Source organism: Acidobacteriota bacterium, assembly GCA_016716715.1.
In the GTDB taxonomy this organism is placed as follows: Bacteria; Acidobacteriota; Thermoanaerobaculia; order UBA5066; family UBA5066; genus Fen-183.
Window position 1 is genome coordinate 160142 of sequence record JADJVE010000007.1, and the last position, 23224, is coordinate 183365.

The following is a 23224-nucleotide window of genomic DNA, read 5'->3' on the forward strand; positions in this document are numbered from 1 at the left end:
CCGTGGCGAACGAGGCCCAGTTCGAAGCGCCCCTGGAGCGCGTCCGGCGCCGGCTGGACGAGCTGCAGGGCTTCGCGGACAGCCCGGCGAAGGAGCGCGAGGTCACGAAGCTGCGCGAGAAGCTCGGGAAGCTCTCGCGCGAGATCTACGAGAACCTCACCCCCTGGCAGAAGACGCTCGTCGCGCGGCATCCGAATCGGCCGTTCACGCTCGACTACATCCGCGTCCTCGTTCAGGACTTCGTCGAGTGGAAGGGCGACCGCGCCTTCGCGGACGACCCGGCCATCGTCGCGGGTTTCGGAATGCTCGGGGACCGCTCCGTCGCGATCGTCGGCCACCAGAAGGGCCGCGACACGAAGGAGAAGATCCGCCGCAACTTCGGGATGCCGCGGCCCGAGGGCTACCGCAAGGCGCTCCGCGTCATGAAGCTCGCCGAAAAGTTCCAGAAGCCCGTGCTCACGTTCATCGACACGCCGGGCGCGTATCCCGGCCTCGAGAGCGAGGAGCGCGGCGTCTCCGAGGCCATCGCGCGGAATCTCATCGAGATGGCCGCGCTCCGGACGCCGATCGTCGCGACCGTGATCGGCGAGGGCGGCTCCGGCGGCGCGCTCGGGATCGGGATCGGCGACGCCGTTCTGATGCTCGAGCACTCCGTCTACTCGGTCATCTCGCCCGAGGGCTGCGCCGCGATCCTCTGGAAAGACCAGGGCAAGGCGAAGGAGGCCGCGGAGGCCCTCCGCCTCACGGCCGCCGACTGCAAGGCTCTCGGCGTGATCGACGAGGTCATCCCCGAGCCCGTCGGCGGCGCGCACGCGGACCCTGTCGCCACGATCGACGCCGTCGGCCGCGCCGTGTCCGCGCAGCTGGACCGCCTGTCCGGGATGTCCGCGCAGCCGCTCCTCGACGCCCGCTACGCGAAGTTCCGCGCGATGGGGGCCTGGGAAGGCGCGTGAGCGCGCGGGTCCGTGCCCCGCGCCTCGTCCGCCGCCGCCTGCGGACGCAGAACCCAGAAGCGGCCGCTCGGCTCTCGCGCGAGCTGGGCGTTCCGCCCGCGGCCTCGCGCATCCTCGCGGCTCGCGGCTTCGACGACGTGGAGGCCGCCCGCGCGCACCTCTCGCCCGAGCCCGACGGGCTCCACGATCCGTTCGGGATGGGCGGCCTGCCCGAGGCCGTCGAGCGTCTCGCGGCCACGGCGGCGCGCGGCGGGCGCGTGGTCGTCTTCGGCGACTACGACTGCGACGGCATCGGCGCTCTCGCGATTCTCACGACGGCGCTCCGCAAGCTCGGCGCCGACGCGCGCCCGTTCATCCCGCACCGCCTCCACGACGGCTACGGCCTGAGGGCGCCGGCGCTGCGGCGCGCGCTCGACGAGCACGACCCCGAGGGCATCGTCACCGTCGACTGCGGAATCACGGCCGTCGAGACGGTCGCCGAGGCCACGGGCCGCGGCGTCTACGTCGTCGTGACGGACCACCACCTCCCGCCGGCCGCGCTGCCGGAAGGCGCGGTCCTCGTGGACCCGAAGCTGCCCGGCTGCAAGTACCCGTTCAAGGAGCTCTGCGGCGCCGGCATCGCGTGGAAGCTCTCGGAAGCCCTGTTCATCCATTCGGGCGCGCGCGTCGGAATCGACGCCGCCGCCCGGCGCCGCTGGCTCGCCTCGCTCGCGAAGATCGCGGCGCTCTCGACCGTGGCGGACATGGTGCCGCTCACCGGCGAGAACCGCGTCCTCGTGTCGTGGGGCCTCGCGGGCCTCGCCGACCCGCGCTCCCCGGGCCTCGCCGCGCTCCTCAAGCGGTCGGGGGTCCCGGCGGGGCGCGCCCCCTCGACGCGCGAGGTCGCGTTCCGGATCGCGCCGCGCCTGAACGCCACCGGACGGATCGACCACGCGGCGCGGGCCTTCGAGCTGCTCACGACCGCGGACGCGGCGCGCGCCGAGACGCTGGCCGACGAGATCGAGGCTGCGAACGACGAGCGGCGCGCCGTGCAGGAAAAACTCGTCGAGACGGTGCTCGCGCGTCTCGAGACGAGCTACGACCCGGCCCGCGACGCCGTGGTCGTGGAAGCGGGTGCGGCCTCCGAGGGCTGGCACCGAGGCGTCCTCGGGATCGCGGCGTCCCGCGTGGCGCAGCAGATCGGCCGCCCCGTGCTCCTCCTCTCGAGCGACGGAGACACCGTAGGCGGCAGCGGCCGCTCCTTCGGCCGGACGCCGCTCTACGAGCGGGTCGCGCCCGTCGCCGCGCGCTACACGAAGGAGTTCGGCGGACACACGGCAGCCCTCGGCCTGACGCTGCCCGCGGCGTCCTGGGAGGCGTTCCGCGAGGACCTCCGGACCGCGTTCGCGGCGGCGCGCGACGACGCGGAGTGGGCCTCCGAGCTGGAGGTCGACACCGAAGTCGAGGCGCCCGAGGCGGACGAAGCCCTCGCGCGAGCGCTCGAGCGCTTCGAGCCGCACGGCCAGGAAAACCCCAAGCCGCTGCTTCTCCTCCGCGGCCTCACGTGGGACGGGCGCGGCAAACCCGTAGGCGATGCCGGACTGCGCGTCTCGTTCGCGTCGTCCGGCCGCCGCCTCGACGCCGTGGGCTGGAATCTCGCCGAGATCCCGGCGCCCTCGCGAGCGGGCCGGTGGGACGTCGCGGCGAACCTCGCGGTCGACTCGTTCACGGGCCGGCCCGGCCTGACCGTCGTCGACCTTTCCCCGGAGGCCGCGTGAGCCGTTTCGCGCGCCTCGCGCGCGCGGCGGTCCTGGCGGTGGGGGCGGCGTTCGCCCTGCTCGTCGTCCTCTCTTACCGCAAGCCGGGGGCCCGCACGGAGGGAGCGAAAGACCCGGTGGCCGAGACGCTCCTCGCGGAGGCGAACGGCGCCCGCGACCGCATGCGCTTCCGCGATTTCCAGTACGACGAGACGCGCGAGTCCGAGGGGCGCTACCGCGTCACCGCCTCCGAGGCGGTTCGCTTCGACGACCAGGGCAACCGCCTGTTCCGCCTCAAGGACGTCCTGTTCGAATCTCGCGAGTCGCGGGACGGGCGCACGGTCGCGATCCGCGCGCCGCGCGCCGAGCTCGCGGAGGGTTCGAAGGCTTTCCGGATCTTCGACGGCGTCGAGGTGGCGGGGGAGGAGATGCGCGTCACCGGGGAGTCCTTCCGGTACGACCCGGCCCGGCGTCTGCTCGCGTCGGACGGGCCCGTCGACGCGACCCGCGGCGGCCTCGTCGCGAGCGCGAACGCGGGCTCCGTGGACACGCGCGACGGCGTCCTCGTCCTCGACGGCGACGCGAGGCTGCGGGGTCGCGGGGACGAGGGCCGGCCCGTCGAGCTGCGCGCCCCTCGCGTCCTCGTGGGCCGCAACGGCCGGCTCGAGGCGAGCGGCGGCGCGGTCCTGAAAACGGACCGGTTCGTCCTCCGGGGAGCGACCTTCGTCCGGGAAGCCACGCCCGAGGGCAGCCACCTCCGGGCGACGACGGACGCCCGGCTCTTCGTGCCGCCGGATCGCGGCCAGCCGCCGGCCGCCCTGGCGGTCGCCGGCGACGTCCTCGACCTGGCGCTCGACGTACAGGGCCGGCCTGCTGCCTTCGAGGCGAGCGCGGCCGGAGCCGCCCGGCTGGACCTCGCTCCCGCCGAGACGTCCGGCGCGCGCCGCGCCGAGGCGCCCCGCTTCTCGGGCCGCTTCGAAAACGGCCGCCTCGCCGAGCTGAACGTGCCCGAGGACCTGCGCACCGCCGAGTCGGCCCGCGCCGGCGGCCCTCCGGGCTCGGGCCTCCGCACGTTCGCGGCCGGCTTCGCGCGCCTCACGTTCGGCCCCGGCCTCGCGCTCGAGACGGGCACGTTCGAGAAGAACGTCGTCGCGGCGGACGGCACGCGGGCCTCGGTCAAGGCCCCTCACGCGACCTTGCGCGGCCGCGACGAGACGGCTGTCTTTTCCGGGGAACCCGGCGCCCCGGCCGACTACCGTGACGAACGCGGGACGATCCGCGCGAAGACGCTCTCGTGGAGCCGCCGGGATGAGCGCGTGGACGCGGCCGGCGACGTGAAGGCCACGTACGCGGGCGGCGGGGATCGGCGCGTCGGTCTCCTCGGCAGCGAGAGCACGGCGCCGTTCTTCACGGAGTCCGACACGCTCCGGCTCTCGGGCCGGACGTCGAAAGTCCTGCTGACGGGATCGGTTCGCGCGTGGCAGAACGAGAACGTTCTGCGCTGCGGGACGCTGGAGCTGGACGACAAGGAGAAGACCCTGCGCGCCGAACAGAACGTCCGCGCGTTCTTCCGCCGGGAGACGGCGCCGGCGAAAGGGAAGGCGGGGAAGGCCGCGGCGCCCGCGGGATCCGAAACGGTGAACGCCGCGAGCGACGTCCTGACCCACCGGGAGGCCGACCGGTTCGTCCGGCTGGAAGGTCATGCGACGATCACGTCCGGGCCCTGGACCATGAACGCCGACGTGACCGACATCCGCCTGAGCGAGACGCGCGCCATCGAGTACGCCGAGGCGCGGGGCGCCGTCGTCGTCGAGGACCGCGCCGAGCATCGCCGCGGAGAGGGCTCGAAGGCGGTCTGGCGCCCGCTGACGGAGGCCGTGACGCTCGAGGGCTCGCCGGCGACCGCGCTGGACGGGCGCGGCAACAAGTCCACCGGCGCCGCGCTCACGTTCCGGCAGGGGCGCTCGCAGGTGGACGTCGAGACGGGCGGCAAGGTCCCGACCGAGACCGTCCTGAGGCCGGAGGGATCGTGAGCGACGGCAAGCCGCTGCTCGAAGGGCGGGGCCTGCGCAAGGTCTACCGCGGCCGCACGGTCGTCAACGACGTCAGCGTCCGCGTGGAGGCCGGCGAGGTCGTCGGCCTTCTCGGGCCGAACGGCGCGGGCAAGACGACGACGTTCTCCATGACGGTCGGGCTCGTGACGCCCGACGCGGGCGCGGTCCTCCTCGACGGCGAAGACGTCACGACGCTCCCGATGTTCCGCCGGGCGCGCCGCGGCCTCGGGTACCTTCCGCAGGAGCCGTCGATCTTCCGCCGCATGACGGCGGTCGAGAACCTTCTGGCCATCCTCGAGACGCTCCCCGGCAGCCGGGCCGGGCGCGAGGAGACGGCGCACGGCCTTCTCGACCGCTTCAAACTTTCGCACCTCGCGCACTCCGTCGCGGACACGCTCTCGGGCGGCGAGCGGCGGCGCCTCGAGATCGCGCGCGCCCTCACGCTCTCGCCGCGCTTCATCCTCCTCGACGAGCCGTTCGCCGGCATCGACCCGATCACCGTGCTCGACCTCCAGCAGGTCATCCGGGACCTCGCGACGGCGGGGATCGGGATCCTGATCACGGACCACAACGTCCGCGACACGCTCGCGATCGTCAATCGCGGCTACATCATCCATTCCGGGACCATCTTCCGGACGGGATCGCCCGAGACCCTCTCGGCCGACCCGGAGGTCCGGCGGGTCTACCTGGGCGAGAGTTTCCGGCTGGACTGAGGCACGGCGGCTCCGATCGAGGAGGTCAGAGCTAGAATCGTGCCAAGGTCGGACCCAGAGACGGGGCCGCCGGTTTCAAATGGGACTCGAACAGAAACTTTCGCTGAGGCTCTCGCAGCGCCTGGTCATGACGCCGACGCTGCAGCAGGCCATCAAGCTGCTGCAGATGACGCGCCTGGAGCTCCAGGACGTGGTGAACCAGGAGCTCGTCTCGAACCCCGTCCTCGACGAGGAAGACCCCGGGGACGGGTCGACTCCCGACGAGGAGCCGGGCGCCGCCGAGACCCGCGAGATGGATCTCTCCTCCTCGGCCGAGGCGCCCGACGCGGCCCTCGAGGCCGCCGTCGCCGACGACCGGGAGTTCGCCGCGGCGGCGACCGACGCCGACGCCCGTGCCGAGTCCGCCGAGGCGCTGCCTGCGCCGACGTCCGACGTCTCCGCCCCGGAACCGGTGGTCGACTCGTCCACGGGCGCCACGGACGATCCGTTCTCCGACCTCGAGCTCGAGGCGTACTTCGGCGACTACATGGAAGGCACGGCGACGGCGCCGCGCATGAGCGAGGAGGCCGAGGAGTTCTCGCTCGAGAACCGGCCCGAGTCGCCGCCCGGTCTCGAGCCCCACCTGACGGAGCAGCTCGGCGTTTCGGACGCGCCGCCCGACGTGCGCGAGGCCTGCGGATTCCTGATCGGCAACGTGGACCCCGACGGCTGTCTGCGCGTGACGCTCGAGGAGGTCTCCCTGGCGGTCCCGTGCCCTCTCGAGACGGCGGAAAAGGCGCTCGCGCTGCTCCAGTCGTTCGACCCCGTCGGCGTCGGCGGACGCAGCCTCGCCGAGATCCTCCTCCTGCAGGCGCGGGCCGCGAACGTCGCGACGCCGCTCCTCGTCGAGCTCGTCACCCAGCGCTTCGCCGAGCTGGGTTCGAAGCCCCCGGCCCTCCTCGCGCGCCAGATGGGCGTGCCCGTGGAGAACATCCAGCAGGCCCTCGAGTGGATCCGCAAGCTGGACCCGAAGCCCGGCCGCCGCTACGACTCGACTCGCACGATCTACGTCGAGCCCGACGTGGCCGTCGTGAAGGTCGAGGACGACTACATCGTCGTGTTCAACGACGACGGGCTGCCGCGCCTGAAGGTGTCGGCGCTCTACCGGCGGATGCTCCTCTCGCGCGACGGGAATCTCGACGGCGAGGGGAAGAGCTACCTGCGCGAGAAGATGCGCGCCGCCCAGTGGCTCCTCAAGAGCCTCGACCAGAGGAAGCGCACGATCGTGCGGGTCGCCGAGTCGATCGTGAAGAAGCAGCGCGACTTCCTCGACTGGGGCGTGGCGCACCTCAAGCCGCTCGTCCTCCGCGACGTGGCCGAGGACATCGGGATGCACGAGAGCACCGTCTCCCGCGTCGTCTCCAACAAGTGGATGGCGACGCCGCGCGGCCTCGTGCCGATGAAGTTCTTCTTCCACTCGGCGATCGCCTCGACGGCGGGAGAGGACGTCTCGTCCCTCGCGGTGAAGAACAAGATCCGCGGCCTCATCGAGGCCGAGGACGCCGCCCATCCGCTCTCGGACGCCCGGCTCGCCGAGCTGCTCGCTCACGAGGGAATCCAGATCGCCCGCCGGACGGTCGCGAAGTACCGCGAGGAGCTCCGAATTCCGCCAAGCTCGATCCGCCGCACGGGCGAAACGTCGCCGGCGCCGGCGCCTCCCGAGATCGCGGACGAGCCCGCGGAGACCCCAGGGGAGCCTTCCGAACAGGAGGAGCCATGAGGACCACCTTCATCGCGCGCAACATCCGAATCCACTCCGGGGTCCGCGAAGAGGTCGAGACGAAGCTCTCCCGGCTCGAGCGGGTGCTCCCGCCTCGCGCCCAGGTGCGGGTCGTGGTGACCGCCGGCAAGAAGGACGTCGAGGTCGAGGTGACCGTCGCGGACAAGACCCGCACGATCACGGCGGCCGCGCGCGGCGCCGACCAGCGCACGGCCGCGCAGGCCGCAATGGAGAAGCTTGCAGGCCAGGTCCGCAAGACGAAGTCGATCCTGAAGGAGTCCAAGAAGCACCGCCCGTCGGGCGTCCGTGGCGCCGAGCCCTGGACCGCTCCCACGCCGGAGCCCGCGCCGCGGGCGGTTCCCGGTCCCAAGCGCGAGACCGTGAGTCCAAGGGCGATGTTCGAGGAGGACGCCCTCACGCACTTCGCGGCCTCGAAGCGCGAGTTCATGGTGTTCCGCGACGCGGGATCCGGGCATCAGATCCGGTTCCTCTACCGGCGGCGCGACGGGGGTTTCCACCTCGTCGTGCCCGAATAGCCGTGCGCGACCCGTCCGAGCTGCGGGCGCCTCTCGTCCGGTCCATCGACCTCAGATCGCCGGTCCTCGCGTCCCTGAACCTCAAGCTCGTCGCGGGCCACCAGGGCCTTCAGCGCCCCATCGACTGGCCGCGCGTCCAGAAGCCCGGGCTCGCGATCGCGGGCTTCCTCGACTACGTGAAGGAAAACCGCGTCCAGATCCTCGGCGCGTCCGAGTTCAACTATCTCAAGACGCTGCCGCCCTCGGTCGTGCGCGAAAGGCTCGACGCGTTCACGAAGCTTCCGCTCTCGGCCGTCGTCGTCACGAAGGGGATCCACCCCGGCCCCGTCCTCACGGGTCTCTGCCGCCGCCGCCACATCCCGCTCTTCACGACCGAGCGGCTCACGAGCGTCGTCATCGAGGGCCTCACGGCGTTCCTCGAGGAGTCTCTCGCGCCGCGCGCGACCCTGCACGGTGTCCTCATGGAGGTCGGCGGACTCGGGACGCTTCTCCTCGGCGACTCCGGCGTCGGCAAGAGCGAGTGCGCGCTCTCTCTCGTCCAGCGCGGCCACCGCCTCGTCGCGGACGACCTCGTCGTCGTCCAGCGCTTCCCGAACGACGTCCTGATCGGCTCGTCGTCCGGCCTCATCCGGCACCACATGGAGCTGCGCGGCCTCGGCATCGTGAACGTGCCGATGCTCTTTGGCGTCGCGGCCGTCCTCGAGCGCCACACCGTCGAATTCGTCATCCAGCTCCAGGACTGGAACGAGCAGACCGAGGTCGACCGCCTCGGCCTCGACGAGGAGTTCGAGGAGATCCTCGGCGTCCAGGTGCCCCGGGTGAGGATGCCCGTCGCGACGGGCCGCGACGTCGCGCTCCTCGTCGAGATCGCGGCTCGCAACCAGCTCCTGAAGCGCCGCGGGTTCAACGCGGCCCGGGAGATCGCCCAGAAGGTCCACGACGAGATCGTCCGCAAGGCGGCCGCCGACCACGTCGGGAGGCGCGCGAAGAGGAAGCTCACGGCCCGGGAGCGCGAACGGTGAGTGAAGGGAATCGCCTCGTCATCGCGACGGGGCTCTCGGGATCCGGGAAGAGCTACGTCGCGCACGCGCTCGAGGACATCGGCTACGCGACGGTCGACAACCTTCCGCTGTCGCTCCTGGAGGAGTACGTCGGCGAGGTCGCGGCCGACCGCACGCCGCGCCGGCGCAACGCCGTCGTCCTGGACGTCCGGAACCCGGATTTCGCGACGCGCTTCCCGGAGCTCCTCGAGACGCTCCGCGCGCGCCTTCCGATCACCGTCGTCTTCCTCGACTGCGAGGCGAAGTGCCTTCTGAACCGCTTCTCGGAGACGCGCCGCCCGCACCCGCTCGGCGAGGGCCGGTCCGTGGCCGAGGCCGTGGCCTACGAGCGACGCCTCCTCGCCGAAGTCAAGGCGAAAGCCGACCTCGTGATCGACACGACGGTCATGACCGTTCACGAGCTGCGCGCTGCGGTCGCGCAGCACTTTCGCGAGCCCGGGGACCCCGGAGTCCTGGCGGTGTCGCTCGTCTCGTTCGGGTTCAAGCACGGACTCCCCGCGGCTCTCGACCTCTGCTTCGACGTGCGGTTCCTCGCGAACCCGCACTTCGACGCGCGCCTCCGTCCGCTCACCGGAAAGGACGCCGAGGTGGCGCGATTCGTCGAGGCCGGCGAGCTGACCGAGCCGTTCTACCGGCACCTCGCCGGATTCCTGGCATTCTGCCTTCCCAACTACCGGCGCGAGAACCGCGCGTACCTCACGATCGGGATCGGCTGCACGGGCGGGCGTCACCGCTCGGTCTACGTGGCCGAGCGACTCGCGCGCGACCTGACCGCGATGGGGTACCCCGTGCGGGTCTCGCACCGTGACGAGGCGCTCGACTGACATGACTGCACCGGCCGGTCCCGCCGTGGGCCTCATCCTCCTGTCGCACGGACCGCTCGCGAACGCCCTGCGCGAGACCGTCCACATGCTCGAGCCCGAAGAGCCGGACGAAATCGGCGCCCTTTCCCTCGCGTGGGACGAGGCGACCGAAGCCGCCACGCGCCGCCTCGAGAAGGCGATCGCCGGCCACGACCGGGGCCGCGGGGTCGTGATTCTCACGGACATGTTCGGCGGAACTCCGTCCAACCTCGCGCTCGCGTTTCTCGAGCCGGGCAAGGTGGAGATCGTGTCGGGCATCAACCTTCCGATGGTCGTGAAGGCCCGCGCTCTCGCCCGCGAGGGCAAGAGCGCCCGCGAGATCGCCCACGTGCTCGTGGAACGCGGCCGGCGCGCGATCGTCGCCGCCGCCGAGCTCGTGGACGGCGCCGCGAAGGGCAAGCCTTGAAGGAAGAGGTCCTGACGCTCCGGAACCGACTCGGTCTCCACGCCCGCGCGGCCGCCAAGTTCGTCCACGCCGCGGCGAATTTCGAGTCGAAGATCACGATCACGAAGGACGGCGACGAGGTGGACGGCAAGAGCATCCTCGGCCTGCTGCTTCTCGCCGCGGGGAAGGGCACGCCTCTTCTCGTGAGGGCCGAGGGGCCCGACGAGGACCGGGCGCTGGCGGCGCTGCGTGACCTCGTCGACCGCCGCTTCGATGAAGCCGAGTAGGCGCCCCGCTACAATAGGAAGGTGAAGCGTCCCCTTTCGTTGACCGGCATCGCGGTTTCCCCCGGCGTGGCCGTGGGTCGTGCGGTGCTCTGGGTCTCGCGCGAGGACACGTCGCCGCGGCGCACGCTCGAGCCCGAGGAGATCCCGGGCGAGATCGAGCGCTTCCGGCGCGCGGCGCAGGCCTCCGTCGCCGAGATCGAGGAGACCGCGCGCCACGTCAAGGAGCGGCTCGGCTCCGAGTACGCCGGAATCTTCCACGCCCACGCGCTCTTCCTGCAGGACAAGGCCTTCGTCGGCCCCGTCGAGCGCCGCATCGTGCACGACGCCGCCAACGCCGAGTGGGCGGTCGCGCAGACCACGGAGGACCTCGTGGCGCGCTTCCGGAGCCTTCCAGACGAGAGCCTGAGGGACCGGGCCTCCGATCTCGACGACGTCTCGCGCGTCCTGCGCCGCCACCTCGGCGGCGAGGAACAGTCGCGCCTGAAGATGAGCGACCTTGCGGGCGAGGCCATCGTCCTCGTCGCGGACGAGCTCACGCCCTCGGACGCGGTTCGCATTCCGCGCGACCGGGTCATCGCGTTCGTCACGGAGCGCGGCGGCAAGACGTCCCACGCGGCGATCCTCGCGCGCTCCTTCGGCCTTCCGGCGGTCGTCGCGGTCCACGGCCTCCTCACGGCCGTGGGGGACGGCGACCGGGTCGTCGTGGACGGACGCGACGGGGTCGTGTGGCGCGAGCCCTCCGAGGACATCGTTTCCCTTTTCCGCGACCGGCGCGACTCCGAGGCCCGCCGCGAGCTTTCCCTCAAGGAGCGGGCGCTCTCCGGCCCCGCGCACTCGGCCGACGGGACGCCCGTCGAGATCCGCGCGAACATCGAGCTCACGAGCGAGATCCCGGACGTCGTCGGCTACGGCGCGGACGGCGTCGGCCTCTTCCGCTCGGAGTTTCTCTACCTCTCCAAGGAGGGCGTCGAGTTCCCGAGCGAGGAGGAGCAGGCGGCCGTCTACCGCGAGGTCGTCGCGGGCATCGCGCCGCGGCCGGTCGTGATCCGCACGTACGACCTCGGCGGGAAGAAGGGCGCGCGCCACCTCGTCGGCGCCGAGGAGATCAACCCCGTCCTCGGCCTGAGGGGCGTGCGCCTCTGCTTCGCCCGGCCCGAGATGTTCATGACGCAGCTTCGGGCGCTGCTCTCGGCCGCGAACGCGGGCGACCTCCGGATCCTCGTCCCGATGGTCTCCAGCGTCGAGGAGTTCCGCCGCGTGCGCGAGATGGTGAAGGAGGCGCGAGAGCAGGTGCTCGCGAAGGGCATCGCGGTGCCCGACGACATCCCGGTCGGCGCGATGATCGAGGTTCCCTCGGCGGCCATCACGGCCGACCTCCTCGCTCCGGAGACCGACTTTCTCGCGCTCGGGACGAACGACCTCATCCAGTACACGCTCGCCGTCGACCGCTCGAACGAGACCGTCTCCGAGCTCTTCCGCCCGACCCACCCAGCGGTCCTGCGCCTCATCGCGCAGGTCGCGGGGGCGGCGCAGGCGGCGCGCAAGCCGCTCTCGGTCTGCGGCGAGATGGCGGCCGACCCCGCGCTCATGCTGCTGTTCCTCGGCTTCGGGATCCGCGAGTTCTCGATGGGCGCGCGGTCCGTGCCCATCCTGAAGGACTTCGTGCGCGGCGTGAACGTTGCCGACGCGGCGCGCATCGCGAAGGCCGCGCTGTCGCTCTCGACGGCCGACGAGGTGTCCTCGCTGCTCGCCCAGGAGCTGCGCAGCCTGCCGGCGGGGGAGCCCCTGCGGCGGGTGGAGATGTCCGCGTGACCCTCGGCACGAGCCGCCCCCGCGTCGTCCCCAAGCCCTGGGGCGAGGAGCGGATCTTCGCGGAGACCGGCCGCTACGCCGGGAAACTCCTCGTGATCCGCAAGGGCGAATCGCTTTCCTACCAGTACCACGTCCGTAAGGAAGAGACGATCCACGTCCTCGACGGCGTGCTCGGCCTCCAGCTCGAGAGGGACGGAGAGGCGGCCGATCTGCGCGTCCCGCCCGGCGAAACCTTCCACGTCACTCCCGGGACCCGCCACCGGATGTACGCACCCGAGGGCGACTGCCTTCTCGTCGAGGTTTCGACGCCCGAGCTCGACGACGTCGTGCGCCTCGACGACCGCTACGGACGCGCGGGGACGTCGGCCCCATGACGCGTCGCGCCGTTCCCGAAGTCCTGGCGGTGGTTCTGTTCGCGGCCGCAGCCGCGACCGCCCAGACGCCGGCGTTCTCCGGCCTGTCGCCGACGCCCACGCCTCCGGCGGCGACGAGCGGCGAGGGCACGCCGGACCCGACACCGGCCCCGAAGCTCAAGGGCGTCGCGGGCCCCCCGACCGAGGCCGGGCGCTCCGGCCAGTCGCTCGCGGACGTCGTCCGCGTCTCGAAGGAGGCGCGGAAGGACCAGAAGCCGAAGAAGTCCCTCGGAACGATCACGAACGAGACGCTGCACAAGGGAGGCTCCACGACCGCGGTGACCGCGAAGGGCCCGTCGAAGACCCCGGCTGCGTCCGCGGCGCGGAAGGAGCCGACGCCCGCGCCCACGTACGACGTGCCCCGCGACGACCAGGGCCGCAGCGAAGCGCAGTGGAAGGCGACGATGGACCACGCGCGCTCCCTCGTGCAGGACGGCGAGCGGCGCGTGAGGGAGCTCGAGACCAAATCCAAGCAGCTCGAGAACGACTTCTACGCGCAGAGCGACGGCTATCGCCGCGACGGCGTCATCAAGCCCGCGTGGGACAAGTCGCGCGACGAACTCGCGAAGGCTCGCGTCGACCTCGACGCCGCGCGCAAGTCGCTCGAGGACCTGTCCGACGAGGCCCGGCGCTCGAACGCCTCGCCCGGCTGGCTCCGCTGACGCCCTGCTAATCTTCGGGCCGTGAGCGTGAATCCCGATCTCAAGGGCGGCCGCCGTGTCTTCGTCGAGACGTGGGGCTGCCAGATGAACGTCCTGGACGGGCGGCGCTTCGCGGGCCTCCTCGCGCGCGACGGGTACGACGAGACGTTCGACGAGTCGGACGCCGACGTCTTCATCCTCAACACCTGCTCCGTGCGCGACAAGGCGGAGCAGAAAGTCTACGACCGAGTCGGACGCCTTGCGAAGCTCAAGCGGGCCAAGCCGGGGCTCGTGCTCGGCGTGTGCGGCTGCGTGGCCCAGCAGGAGGGCGAGTCGCTCCTCGAGCGCCTGCCCGCCGTCGACTTCGTCCTCGGGACCGGCCGCATCGAGACGCTGCCGTCCGTGCTGCGGCGCGTCCGCGAGGAGGGCGATCGGCCGTGCGACACGGGTTTCGACACGGGCGAGGTCGTGTACACGCCCGGCGCCATCGCGCGCCTCGTGAGACACCGTGCGTCGATCACGGTGATCGAGGGCTGCAACAAGAACTGCACGTTCTGCGTCGTCCCGCAGACGCGCGGGCGCGAGCGCAACCGGCGCCTCGCCGACGTCGTGGAGGAGAGCCGCCGGCTGCTCGCAGACGGCGTCGTCGAGCTCGAGCTGCTCGGGCAGACCGTCAACGCGTTCCGCGATCCCGTCACCGGCGAGGACTTCGCGGACCTCGTCCGCGCGGTGGGCGCGCTGCCGGGGCTCCGCCGCCTGCGCTTCGTGACCTCGCACCCGAAGAACTTCGACACGAAGCTCATCGACGCGATGGCCGACACCGCCACCGTCGCTCCGTACCTTCACCTGCCGGTCCAGTCGGGGTCGGACGCCGTCCTCAGGCGCATGAAGCGCCAGTACACACGCGCCGAGTACGTGGATCTCGCGGGACGCCTCCGCGACCGTCTCCCGGGCCTCGCGCTCTCCACGGACGTCATCGTCGGATTTCCGGGGGAGACCGAGGTGGATTTCGAGGACTCGCTGTCGCTGCTCACCGAGCTGCGGTTCGCGCTCATCTATTCGTTCACGTACTCGCCCCGGCCCGACACGGCCGCCGCCCGGTGGGAGCACGACGTCCCGCCCCGCGAGGCGTCGCGCCGACTGGCGGCGCTGATGGACCTGCAGCAGGAGATTCAGCGAGAGACTCACCGGCGCCTGGAGGGCCGGGTGATGGAGGTCCTCGTCGAAGGACTGGACCGGAAGGGCGTCCGGAGCTCGGGCCGGTCGCTGTGCAGCCGGGTCGTGAACATCGCGCAGCCGGAAGGGGAGCCTCCGATCCCGCCGGGATCGTTCGTGAACGTGCTGATCGAGCGCGGCTACCCGAATTCGCTGCTCGGAAGAGAGATTTTTGCTTTCGGAAAATAGATTTCGTCGAATGGTTAATAAAGAGGGGTGGCACGACCCCGCTGCGGGTCGGCATGTCGCGTGTTGCGGCCCGCTCCTAAACCTCTCTAAGCAAATCTCTTAGGTGCTCTTCGGAGTCCGCCGGCTGTGATTTCTCCTTGCGCAATGGCGTTGTGCTCCCTAGATTCATTCTCAGGAGGCGTTCGAGTGCGCATCAAGATGGACGTCAAGGCGTTGATCGTGGATCCCATCGCGAACGTTCCGGTCGTGATCCTCAGGGATGCGGATGAGAAGAACTTCCTCCCGATCTGGGTGGGTGTTTTCGAGGCGAACGCCATCGCACTGCAGATGGAGGGCGTCACGACGCCGCGCCCGATGACGCACGACCTCCTGCGAAACATCATTCGCCAGATCGAAGGGGACGTGACCCGCGTCGTCATCAACAGCCTGGAAGAAAACACGTTCTACGCCCAGATTCACATCAAGCTCGCGGACCGTGAGCTCACCGTGGACAGCCGGCCCTCCGATGCGATCGCCTTGGCCCTGCGAACGCACGCGCCCCTCTTCGTCGAGGAGTCCGTGCTGGAGAGGAGCCGGACTGGCGACGATTCGGCTGAGGCCCACAGCGCCGAGCGGCTGCGCAAGTGGCTCGAGGATGCTGACCCAGAGAGCCTCGGCAAGTACAAAATGTAGCCTCGGCCTCCGGATCTCCTTGAAGGCCGGCCGGGCCCTCCGTATCATGCGCATCTCTCTCGCATGATCATCACAGTCGCGAACCAGAAAGGCGGAGTGGGGAAGACCACGACGGCGATCAACATCGCCGCCGCCTTCGCGCAGAAGGGTCTTCGCACCCTTCTCATCGACCTCGATCCCCAGGGGAACTCCACGATGTCCTTCATCGACCGGAAGGAGATCGGGAAGTCGATGTACGACGTCCTCACGGACCCGGCGACGTCGATCTTCGAGATCATCCGGCCGGCCGCTCTGCCGAAGCTCACCATCGCCCCGGCTCGCATCGCTCTCGCGAAGGTCGAGTCGAAGCTCCTCGGCGAGCTCGACGGCCACTTCCGCCTCAAGGACAAGCTCCAGGTCGTGAAGGAGTCGGGGGAGTACGACGCGATCATCATCGACACGCCGCCGACGCTGGGAATGATCACGGTGAACGCGCTCGTGGCGTCGTCCCACATCCTCATTCCGATCCAGTCGTCCTACTTCGCTCTCGAAGGCACGGACGACCTTCTCGAGACGATCGAGAAGATCAAGGGCCGCCCGAATCCGAACCTCCAGATTCTCGGCGTGGTCATCACGCTGCACGACCGGCGCACAACGCTCGGGCGCGACATTCAGGCCCAGATCGACGAAGTCTTCAAGGGCAAGGTTTTCAAGACGACGATCTCGAAGTCCATTCGTCTCGAGGAATCCCCGGCGTACAAGGAATCCATCTTCACGTTCGCTCCGCGCTCGTCAGGCGCGCTCGAGTACTACAGCCTGACGGAGGAGATCCTCTCCCGTGTCTAAGCGTCGCGGCCTCCCCGAAACATCCCGCATGCGCCACGATTCGCACTTCGTCGAGCAGCTCGTGCGGGCGGACGAACTGCCCGTCGGGCGGCGCATCCCGATCCACCTCATCGAGGCGAACCCGGACCAGCCCCGTAGCTCGATGGGCGACCTTGCCGAGCTCACGAAGTCGATCACCGACAAGGGCGTTCTCGAGCCGATCCTCGTGCGCCCTCGTGAAGACGGCCGCTACACGATCATCTCCGGCGAACGGCGCTTCCGGGCGTCGCTCGACGCCGGCCTCACGGAGATTCCGTGCATCGAGATGGAGATCTCCGACAGCGAAGTCCTCGAGATCGCCCTCGTTGAGAATCTCCAGCGCAAGGATCTCAGCCCGTTCGAGGAAGCCGACGGATACCGCGCGCTGCAGGAGCGGCACGCGTACACGCACGTTCAGATCGCGGATGCCGTGGGGAAGTCGCGCGTCACGATCACGGAGGCCCTCGCGATCGGCAGGCTGCCTGAGGCCGTCAGGGAGGAATGTCGGCGCGCCGACATCCAGTCCCGTTCCTTCCTCCTCGAGCTCGGCCGCCTCAAGGACGAGGACCTCATGCTTGCCATGGTCGCCGCGATGGCGAGGGGCGAAGACGTGAGCCGCGACGTCCTGCGCGAGGCGAAGGGCGCTGCACGCCGGGGCGCCACGCCTGCCAAACCGGGAGCGATGAAGCGCGCGTACACGCTCGATTACGCTCCCGAGGATCGTCGCTACAAGGTGAGCCTCGTCCTCAAGGGAAAGCTCCACAGGAAGGACGAGATCCTCGAAGCGATCCGCGACCTGGCGCGCCGCATTGAAGCGGGCGACATCGACCTCGAGTCCCAGGGCCGCTTCGTCAAAGCGAAGCCGAAGAAGTAGCGCCCGAAGAGAACCAGAGAGAACGAAGAGAAGATCTTCCTAGAAGGTGAAGAAGGGGCCAGGCGCCGCGTAACCGCCGCACGCGCAGACGACAGAGGCGCCCCCCACACGTTCTAGGAATATCTCCGACGCCCGCTCCCGGTTCGAGAAGCCTAATAAATTCAGGCCTGGCGTCCCTCGTATTTAACATAATAAATATTATCGGACGTTGCCTATTGGCGCCGGAATCCGGTCATGCAGCAGCTCGTGGCGCGGCGAATAGCCCGCTGAAGCCCTCTTAACCTTCTAAGAAAATCTTTGTCCTCTTCCGGCTACCATCGGTCCCGTGCTGCGTCGGCTGGATCGGTACGTCTTCAGCGAGGTGCTGGCACCGACCGTCGTCGGCTTTCTCGCCTACACCGGCTTCATGGCGGTGCGCGGCCTCGTCCAGTTCTCCGATCTGCTCGTCCAGAGCGAGCAGCCGCTCGCCGAGGCCGGGATCGTCCTTGCCCTCTCCCTCCCGCACATCGTCGTCCTCACGCTGCCGGTCGCCTTCCTGCTCGGCCTCCTCATCGGCATCGGGAGAATGTCGGCCGACTCGGAGCTGACCGCCCTCCGGGCCTCGGGCATCGACCTGGCCGGTCTCTACCGCCCGATCGGCGTCCTCGCGGCGGCCATCGCCGGGCTCACGCTGTTTCTCATGCTCGCCGTCGTCCCCCGGACGAACCACCTGCTCTACACGATGAAGCTCCGCCTCTCGAGCTTCGCGTTCGCCCAGCGGATCCAGCCAGGCGTCTTCAGCCCCGAGTTCGGGGGCCTGAGGGTCTACGTCGAGAAGGCGTCCGCCGACCGCCGCGAGCTCTCCGGTCTCATCATCTCGGACCGCTCGAACCCCGACGAGGGCGACCGCCTCACGCTGGCCCGCAAGGGCTGGCTCGAGCTCGAGGAGGACCAGGGCCGCCTCTGGCTGCGGGTCGAAGGCGCCGAGACGCATCACCAGCAGGACGGCGGCAAGTCCTACGACGTGACGTCCTTCTCCAAGCAGCGGATGGTCCTCCAGGACAACGGCCCGGCCGGTCTCGTGAAAGAGAAGCTCATTCGCGAGCAGAACCTCCGGGAGCTCATCGCCCGGGCCGCCGCTCCCTCCCGCAGGCCCGAGGACCGCCGCCTGGCCATGACCGAAGTCCACAAGAAGTTCGCCCTGCCTGCCGCGTGCCTCGTCTTCGGGCTCATCGGACTCCCCCTCGGCATCGTCAACCGGCGCGGCGGCCGCGCGGCCGGGTTCGCGGTCTCGGTCGGGATCGTGCTCCTCTACTACGCCCTCATCGCAACGGGCGAGGCCCGGGCGATCGAGGGCCGGATGTCCCCCGCCCTCGCGATGTGGCTGCCGAACGCGCTCCTCCTCGCGTTCGGCCTCTTCGCGCTCGCGCGCGTCCGCCGCGACCGCACCGTCTTCGAAGTGACGTGGCGTACCCCCGCGCGGCCCGAACCGCAGCAGCCCGCCGGCGCCACGGCCCCGGCCGCCAGGCGGAGCGTTTCGAGCCGGCGGACGATGCGCCTGCCCGGCCTCCTCCTCATCGACCGCTACGTCGCGCGCCGGTTCCTGGCGACGTTCCTGCTCGTCGTCGCGTCCATCGCGGTTCTCTACGTCCTGATCGACTATCTCGAGATCTCCGACGACATCGCGCGGAACAAGACGCCGTTCGCGATGGTGCTCCGGTACTACCAGACGTTTCTCGCGCCCATCCTCCTCGACATCGTGCCGTTCGCGTTCCTCGTCGCGGCCCTCGTCACGACGGCGAGCCTCGTGAGGTCCGCCGAGACGACGGCGCTCCTGTCGCACGGCGTCTCGCTCCACCGCGCCGCAGCGCCGCTCCTCGTCATGGCCGCCGCCGCGGGCGCGTTCCTGTTCCTCTTCGCCGAGCGCGTCGTGCCGGCCGCGGCGGCCGAGTCCGACCGGCTGCGCTACCTGCTCAAGGGCCAGACGCCTCCGGCGGCCGGCTCCACCGGCGTCTGGGTGCGAGGCGAACACGGGCGCTTCTTCGCGTCGGCCGCGTACGACCCGGCGACGCGGCGCGTAGACGGCCTCACCATGCTGCAGATCGATCCGGAGACCTGGCATCTCGAGGCGCGGACCGACACGGAGCACGCGACCGTCGTCCCCGGACGCGGGCTTCTCGCGCGGGGCGGCTGGGTGCGGTCGTTCACGGGGCCGTCCGCAATGGCCGCGCGGCGGGACGACGACTTCATCCTCGACGCGCCCGAGGCCGCGGCCGCGTTCGTCGCGGGGCCGTCCGACATCAAGCGCATGAAGTTCTTCGAGCTGCGCCGTTACATCGCGGCGCGGCGGCGCGCGGGAGCCGACTCCGCGGCGCTCGCGACGGGCCTGTACCAAAAGACGTCGACTGCGGCGTCGGCGCTCCTGCTCACGCTCGTCGGACTCCCCTTCGCCTTCAAATACGGAAAGCGCGGCGCCGTCGCGGGGATCGGCGTCGCGCTGTTCCTGGGGCTGACCTACCTGTTCCTGACGTCGCTCTTCGTCAGGTTCGGAGAGTCGGGATCGCTCCCTCCCCTCCTCGCCGCCTGGGTGCCAAACGTCTTCTTCGGCCTCGGCGCGGCCTGGGGACTTCTCGGAGTAAGAACCTAAGAGAAGATCTTCTTAGAAGGTGCCCGAGCCCCTTTCTAAGAAATCCCTCTTACGTTCCCTCTTCCCAACCAGCCAGATATTTCTCCTGCTCCGGGGTGAGGACGTCGAGCGTGACGCCCATGGACGCGAGCTTGAGGCGCGCGATCTCGGCGTCGATCGCCTGCGGAATCGAGTAGACCTTCTTGCCGAGCGTCGCGTGGTTCTTGACCATGTACTCGGCCCCGAGCGCCTGGTTCGCGAAGGACATGTCCATCACCGAGGCGGGGTGGCCCTCGGCGGCGGCGAGGTTGATGAGGCGGCCGTCGCCCAGGAGGAACACGATCCGCCCGTCCGTCAGGCGGAACTCCTCGACGAACTCGCGGATCATGCGCCGCGAGCCGGCGCGCTTCTCGAGCGCCGGGATGTCGATCTCGACGTTGAAGTGGCCCGAGTTCGAGATGACGGCGCCGGACTTCATGACGGCGAAGTGCTCGTCGGCGAGGACGCTCTTGTTGCCCGTGACCGTGACGAAGATGTCGCCGACCTTCGCGGCTTCCGCCATCGGCATCACGCGGAAGCCGTCCATCGCGGCCTCGATCCCGCGGACCGGGTTGATCTCGGTGACGATGACGTTCGCGCCGAGGCCCTTGGCCCGCATCGCGACGCCCTTGCCGCACCAGCCGTAGCCGGCGACGACGACGTTCAGGCCCGCGACGAGGAGGTTCGTCGCGCGGATGATCCCGTCGATCGTGGACTGGCCCGTGCCGTAGCGGTTGTCGAAGAAGTGCTTCGTCTCGGCGTCGTTGACGGCGACGACGGGGAACTTCAGGACGCCTTCCTTCTCCATGGCCTTGAGCCGGATGACGCCGGTCGTCGTCTCCTCGGTTCCGCCGACGATCCCGTCGAGGAGGGACTTCTTCTCGGAGGCGGACAATCCCTTCGCCCACGCGGCGAGGGAGGGCTCGAGCTGGCCTTCCTTGCCGAGCGCCATGAAGAGGAGCGACGACACGAGGTCGGCGCCGTCGTCCATCGTGACGTTCGGGCGGTGCGCGAGCGCCGCCTGGATGTGCGCGTAGTAGGTCTTGTGGTCCTCGCCCTTGATCGCGTAGGTCGAGATCCCGAACTCGGCGACGAGGGCCGCCGCGACGTCGTCCTGCGTCGAGAGCGGGTTGGACCCGCAGAGCACGACCTCGGCGCCGCCGGCCTTGAGGGCGCGCATGAGGTTGCCGGTCTCGCTCGTCACGTGGAGGCAGGCCGAGAGGCGGATGCCCTTCAGGGGCTTCTCCTTCTCGAAGCGCTCCCGGATGCGGGCGAGGACGGGCATCGAGCGATCGGCCCACTCCATGCGCAGGCGGCCCTTCGCGGCGAGCGCGAGGTCCTTGACGTCGTGGGCGGGAAGGGTGGCGGTGGTCATGAGGGCTCCTTTTGTTCGCCGCGCGCGGCGCGCACGGCGTCGACGAGATACGTGGGCAGCAGCGTCTCCCCCGCTCCCGAGCAAACGAGATAGGGGTCGAGGGCGGAGAAGCGGGCGTCGGCGAAGCCGCCGCGCTTGAGGCCGGCGCGGACCGTCTCGCGCGGGAGGCCGAGGTGTGTCGAGCCGGTCGCCTCCCGCAGCGCGCGGTGGCCGTGCGGCTCGAGCTCGACGAGGACGACGCGGCCGCCCGGCTTCACGACACGGCCGAACTCGGCGAGCGCGTCGGCGGGCTTGGCGAGGTGGCGCAGGAGATGGAACGCGAAGACGGCGTCGAGCGAGGAGTCCGCGAACGGCAGGTCCTCGGCCGAGGCCTTCTTCACGGTCACGTGCGCGAGGCCGGCGCGCCGGACCTTCTCGCGGGCGAGCCGGACCATGCGCTCGCTCGAGTCGACGGCGTGGACCTCGTCGGCGACGGATGCGAGCCCGAGCGTCAGAAGCCCCGTTCCGCATCCGACGTCCGCGACGCGAAGGCCCCGCGGGACGAGCTTCAGGAGCGCCGCCTCGCGGGCGCCGGACGCGTAGAAGGGCCCCTGGATCCGGTCCCACTCACCGGCGACGGCATCGAAGCCGCCCTCGGGCGACACGGCGGTTCGCTCCTCGAGGACGTCCTTGAGGCGGTCGTCGTCGGCCGTGAACGCGACGTCCGTGACGGCGCCCGCGACGGACTCCCAGAGCCTCAGGCCTCCAGGCGTCGCGGCGTAGCGCTCGGAACCGTTCGTCCGCCGGGTCTCCACGAGGCCCGCGTGACGGAGGACCGCGAGATGGTTCGAGACGCGCGACTGGGCGGCCTCGAGGATCCGCTGGATCTCCCGGACCTGCAGCTCCCCCTTCGCGAGGAGCCTCACGGCCCGCAGGCGGAGGGGGTCCGCGAGCGCGGCGAGAGCGGGGGCGGCGTCCAGCACCGCGAGGTTATATCACAGAATCAGATTCTGTTGATGTAACTCAGACCTTCGCCGGAACGGCGGCACCCGCCGCGGCCGCCAGCGCGGCCGCCTTGTCCGTCTGCTCCCAGGTGAACTCCGGGAGACGGCGGCCGAAGTGGCCGTAGGACGCGGTCTTCTTGAAGATCGGCCGGCGCAGCTGGAGGGTCTCGATGATGCCCTTCGGCGTGAGCAGGAAGTGGTCCCGGACGATCTTCGAGAGGATCTCGGGGTCGACCTTCGACGTCCCGAACGCGTCCACGTAGACGGAGACGGGGTCCGCCACGCCGATCGCATACGCGAGCTGGACTTCCACCTTGTCGGCGAGGCCCGCCGCGACGAGGTTCTTGGCGATGTAGCGCGCCATGTACGAGGCCGACCGGTCCACCTTCGTCGCGTCCTTGCCCGAGAACGCCCCGCCGCCGTGGCGCCCGTAGCCGCCGTACGTGTCGACGATGATCTTCCGGCCCGTGAGGCCGGTGTCGCCCTGCGGCCCACCGGTGACGAAGCGGCCGGTCGGGTTGATGTGGAACTTCGTCTTCTCGTCCATGAGGGCCGCCGGAACGACCGGCTTGATGATCTCCTCGCGGATCGCCTCGCGGAGCTCGGGCGTCGGGATCGACTCGGAGTGCTGCGTCGAGATGACGACCGTGTCCACGCGCACGGGCTTGCCGTCCGCGTACTCCACCGAGACCTGGCTCTTGCCGTCCGGGCGCAGCCACTCGAGCGTGCGGTTCTTGCGGGCCTCGGCGAGACGCATCGTGAGCTTGTGGGCGAGCGTGATCGGGAGCGGCATGAGCTCCTCGGTCTCGCGCACGGCGAGGCCGAACATGAGGCCCTGGTCGCCCGCGCCGCCCGTGTCGACGCCCATCGCAATGTCCGGCGACTGCTTGTCGATCGTGGAGATCACGGCGCACGTTTCGTAGTCGAATCCGTACTTTGCCCGCGTGTAGCCGACGTCCTTGATCGTCTGCCGCACGATGCCGGGGATGTCGACGTACGTCTTCGTCGTGATCTCGCCTGCGATGAGGGCGAGACCTGTCGTCACGAGCGTTTCGCACGCGACGCGGCCCATCGGGTCGTCCGTCAGGATGGCATCGAGGATGGCGTCCGAGATCTGGTCGGCGATCTTGTCGGGATGCCCCTCGGTGACGGACTCCGACGTGAAGAGATGACGGTTCTTGCTCATGAAATGTCTCCGCGCCGCGTGCGGCGAAAG

At 70.1% G+C, this 23224-nt stretch carries 21 protein-coding genes; 18 read left to right on the plus strand and 3 right to left on the minus strand.

Going from position 1 to position 23224, the window contains the following annotated elements; genetic code table 11:
- The first annotated feature begins 2 nt into the window (after positions 1-2).
- The 18 genes from IPL89_12955 (at position 3) to IPL89_13040 (ending at position 19632) form a co-directional block, all read left to right on the plus strand.
- Positions 3-953 (plus strand): acetyl-CoA carboxylase carboxyltransferase subunit alpha, encoded by a 951-nt coding sequence (locus IPL89_12955; protein ID MBK9064084.1) that lies wholly within the window; start codon positions 3-5, stop codon positions 951-953.
- Positions 950-2710, plus strand: a complete 1761-nt coding sequence (recJ, locus tag IPL89_12960) for a single-stranded-DNA-specific exonuclease RecJ (protein MBK9064085.1) — start codon at positions 950-952, stop codon at positions 2708-2710. Before IPL89_12955 ends, recJ begins: the two co-directional genes overlap by 4 nt.
- The gene (lptC, locus tag IPL89_12965) at positions 2707-4722 is read left to right on the plus strand and encodes an LPS export ABC transporter periplasmic protein LptC (protein ID MBK9064086.1); all 2016 of its coding nucleotides are present in this window, start codon (positions 2707-2709) and stop codon (positions 4720-4722) included. The genes recJ and lptC overlap by 4 nt, the downstream gene beginning before the upstream one ends.
- A complete protein-coding gene (gene lptB, locus IPL89_12970; protein MBK9064087.1) occupies positions 4719-5456 on the plus strand; it encodes an LPS export ABC transporter ATP-binding protein in 738 nt (245 codons plus the stop codon). Before lptC ends, lptB begins: the two co-directional genes overlap by 4 nt.
- 127 nt (positions 5457-5583) lie before the next feature.
- The gene (rpoN, locus tag IPL89_12975) at positions 5584-7215 is read left to right on the plus strand and encodes an RNA polymerase factor sigma-54 (protein ID MBK9064088.1); all 1632 of its coding nucleotides are present in this window, start codon (positions 5584-5586) and stop codon (positions 7213-7215) included.
- Positions 7212-7751 carry an HPF/RaiA family ribosome-associated protein gene (locus IPL89_12980; GenBank protein ID MBK9064089.1) on the plus strand — a complete coding sequence of 180 codons (540 nt, stop codon included), beginning with the start codon at positions 7212-7214 and terminating at the stop codon, positions 7749-7751. The genes rpoN and IPL89_12980 overlap by 4 nt, the downstream gene beginning before the upstream one ends.
- A 2-nt stretch (positions 7752-7753) precedes the next feature.
- Positions 7754-8773: an HPr(Ser) kinase/phosphatase gene (gene hprK, locus IPL89_12985; GenBank protein MBK9064090.1), complete on the plus strand. Its 1020-nt coding sequence runs from the start codon at positions 7754-7756 to the stop codon at positions 8771-8773.
- Complete coding sequence (gene rapZ / locus IPL89_12990) at positions 8770-9636, plus strand: RNase adapter RapZ (protein MBK9064091.1); 867 nt, start codon at positions 8770-8772, stop codon at positions 9634-9636. The genes hprK and rapZ overlap by 4 nt, the downstream gene beginning before the upstream one ends.
- A 1-nt stretch (position 9637) precedes the next feature.
- On the plus strand, positions 9638-10081 hold the full coding sequence (locus IPL89_12995; protein ID MBK9064092.1) for a PTS sugar transporter subunit IIA: 444 nt from the start codon (positions 9638-9640) through the stop codon (positions 10079-10081).
- Complete coding sequence (locus tag IPL89_13000; protein MBK9064093.1) at positions 10078-10347, plus strand: HPr family phosphocarrier protein; 270 nt, start codon at positions 10078-10080, stop codon at positions 10345-10347. Before IPL89_12995 ends, IPL89_13000 begins: the two co-directional genes overlap by 4 nt.
- A gap of 21 nt (positions 10348-10368) precedes the next feature.
- Positions 10369-12159 carry a phosphoenolpyruvate--protein phosphotransferase gene (gene ptsP, locus IPL89_13005; protein ID MBK9064094.1) on the plus strand — a complete coding sequence of 597 codons (1791 nt, stop codon included), beginning with the start codon at positions 10369-10371 and terminating at the stop codon, positions 12157-12159.
- Positions 12156-12533, plus strand: a complete 378-nt coding sequence (locus IPL89_13010; GenBank protein MBK9064095.1) for a cupin domain-containing protein — start codon at positions 12156-12158, stop codon at positions 12531-12533. The genes ptsP and IPL89_13010 overlap by 4 nt, the downstream gene beginning before the upstream one ends.
- Positions 12530-13234: a hypothetical protein gene (locus tag IPL89_13015; GenBank protein MBK9064096.1), complete on the plus strand. Its 705-nt coding sequence runs from the start codon at positions 12530-12532 to the stop codon at positions 13232-13234. Before IPL89_13010 ends, IPL89_13015 begins: the two co-directional genes overlap by 4 nt.
- Before the next feature lie 21 nt (positions 13235-13255).
- Positions 13256-14617 (plus strand): tRNA (N6-isopentenyl adenosine(37)-C2)-methylthiotransferase MiaB, encoded by a 1362-nt coding sequence (gene miaB / locus IPL89_13020; GenBank protein ID MBK9064097.1) that lies wholly within the window; start codon positions 13256-13258, stop codon positions 14615-14617.
- Between the two features lie 186 nt (positions 14618-14803).
- Positions 14804-15289 (plus strand): bifunctional nuclease family protein, encoded by a 486-nt coding sequence (locus IPL89_13025; GenBank protein ID MBK9064098.1) that lies wholly within the window; start codon positions 14804-14806, stop codon positions 15287-15289.
- Positions 15290-15352: 63 nt separating this feature from the next.
- Positions 15353-16114: a ParA family protein gene (locus IPL89_13030; GenBank protein ID MBK9064099.1), complete on the plus strand. Its 762-nt coding sequence runs from the start codon at positions 15353-15355 to the stop codon at positions 16112-16114.
- A gap of 28 nt (positions 16115-16142) precedes the next feature.
- Positions 16143-17006: a ParB/RepB/Spo0J family partition protein gene (locus IPL89_13035; GenBank protein ID MBK9064100.1), complete on the plus strand. Its 864-nt coding sequence runs from the start codon at positions 16143-16145 to the stop codon at positions 17004-17006.
- 325 nt (positions 17007-17331) lie between these two features.
- The gene (locus tag IPL89_13040; GenBank protein MBK9064101.1) at positions 17332-19632 is read left to right on the plus strand and encodes an LptF/LptG family permease; all 2301 of its coding nucleotides are present in this window, start codon (positions 17332-17334) and stop codon (positions 19630-19632) included.
- A 49-nt stretch (positions 19633-19681) separates the two neighbouring features.
- Here IPL89_13040 and ahcY read toward each other — a convergent pair whose 3' ends face one another.
- From ahcY to IPL89_13055, 3 genes are read right to left on the minus strand one after another with little or no spacing between them, the layout of a single operon-like run.
- Positions 19682-21025, minus strand: a complete 1344-nt coding sequence (ahcY, locus tag IPL89_13045; protein MBK9064102.1) for an adenosylhomocysteinase — start codon at positions 21023-21025, stop codon at positions 19682-19684.
- Positions 21022-21987, minus strand: a complete 966-nt coding sequence (locus tag IPL89_13050; GenBank protein ID MBK9064103.1) for a metalloregulator ArsR/SmtB family transcription factor — start codon at positions 21985-21987, stop codon at positions 21022-21024. The genes ahcY and IPL89_13050 overlap by 4 nt, the downstream gene beginning before the upstream one ends.
- Before the next feature lie 40 nt (positions 21988-22027).
- The gene (locus IPL89_13055; protein ID MBK9064104.1) at positions 22028-23194 is read right to left on the minus strand and encodes a methionine adenosyltransferase; all 1167 of its coding nucleotides are present in this window, start codon (positions 23192-23194) and stop codon (positions 22028-22030) included.
- Positions 23195-23224: the final 30 nt, after the last annotated feature.

Excerpts from the sequence above, each read along its gene's own strand:
- rpoN (MBK9064088.1), top strand. The coding sequence starts at position 5,584 with ATGACGCCGACGCTGCAGCAGGCCATCAAGCTGCTGCAGATGACGCGC.
- IPL89_12980 (MBK9064089.1), top strand. The coding sequence starts at position 7,212 with ATGAGGACCACCTTCATCGCGCGCAACATCCGAATCCACTCCGGGGTC.
- IPL89_12995 (MBK9064092.1), top strand. The coding sequence starts at position 9,638 with ATGACTGCACCGGCCGGTCCCGCCGTGGGCCTCATCCTCCTGTCGCAC.
- IPL89_13015 (MBK9064096.1), top strand. The coding sequence starts at position 12,530 with ATGACGCGTCGCGCCGTTCCCGAAGTCCTGGCGGTGGTTCTGTTCGCG.
- IPL89_13030 (MBK9064099.1), top strand. The coding sequence starts at position 15,353 with ATGATCATCACAGTCGCGAACCAGAAAGGCGGAGTGGGGAAGACCACG.
- IPL89_13035 (MBK9064100.1), top strand. The coding sequence starts at position 16,143 with ATGCGCCACGATTCGCACTTCGTCGAGCAGCTCGTGCGGGCGGACGAA.
- ahcY (MBK9064102.1), bottom strand. The coding sequence starts at position 21,025 with ATGACCACCGCCACCCTTCCCGCCCACGACGTCAAGGACCTCGCGCTC.
- IPL89_13055 (MBK9064104.1), bottom strand. The coding sequence starts at position 23,194 with ATGAGCAAGAACCGTCATCTCTTCACGTCGGAGTCCGTCACCGAGGGG.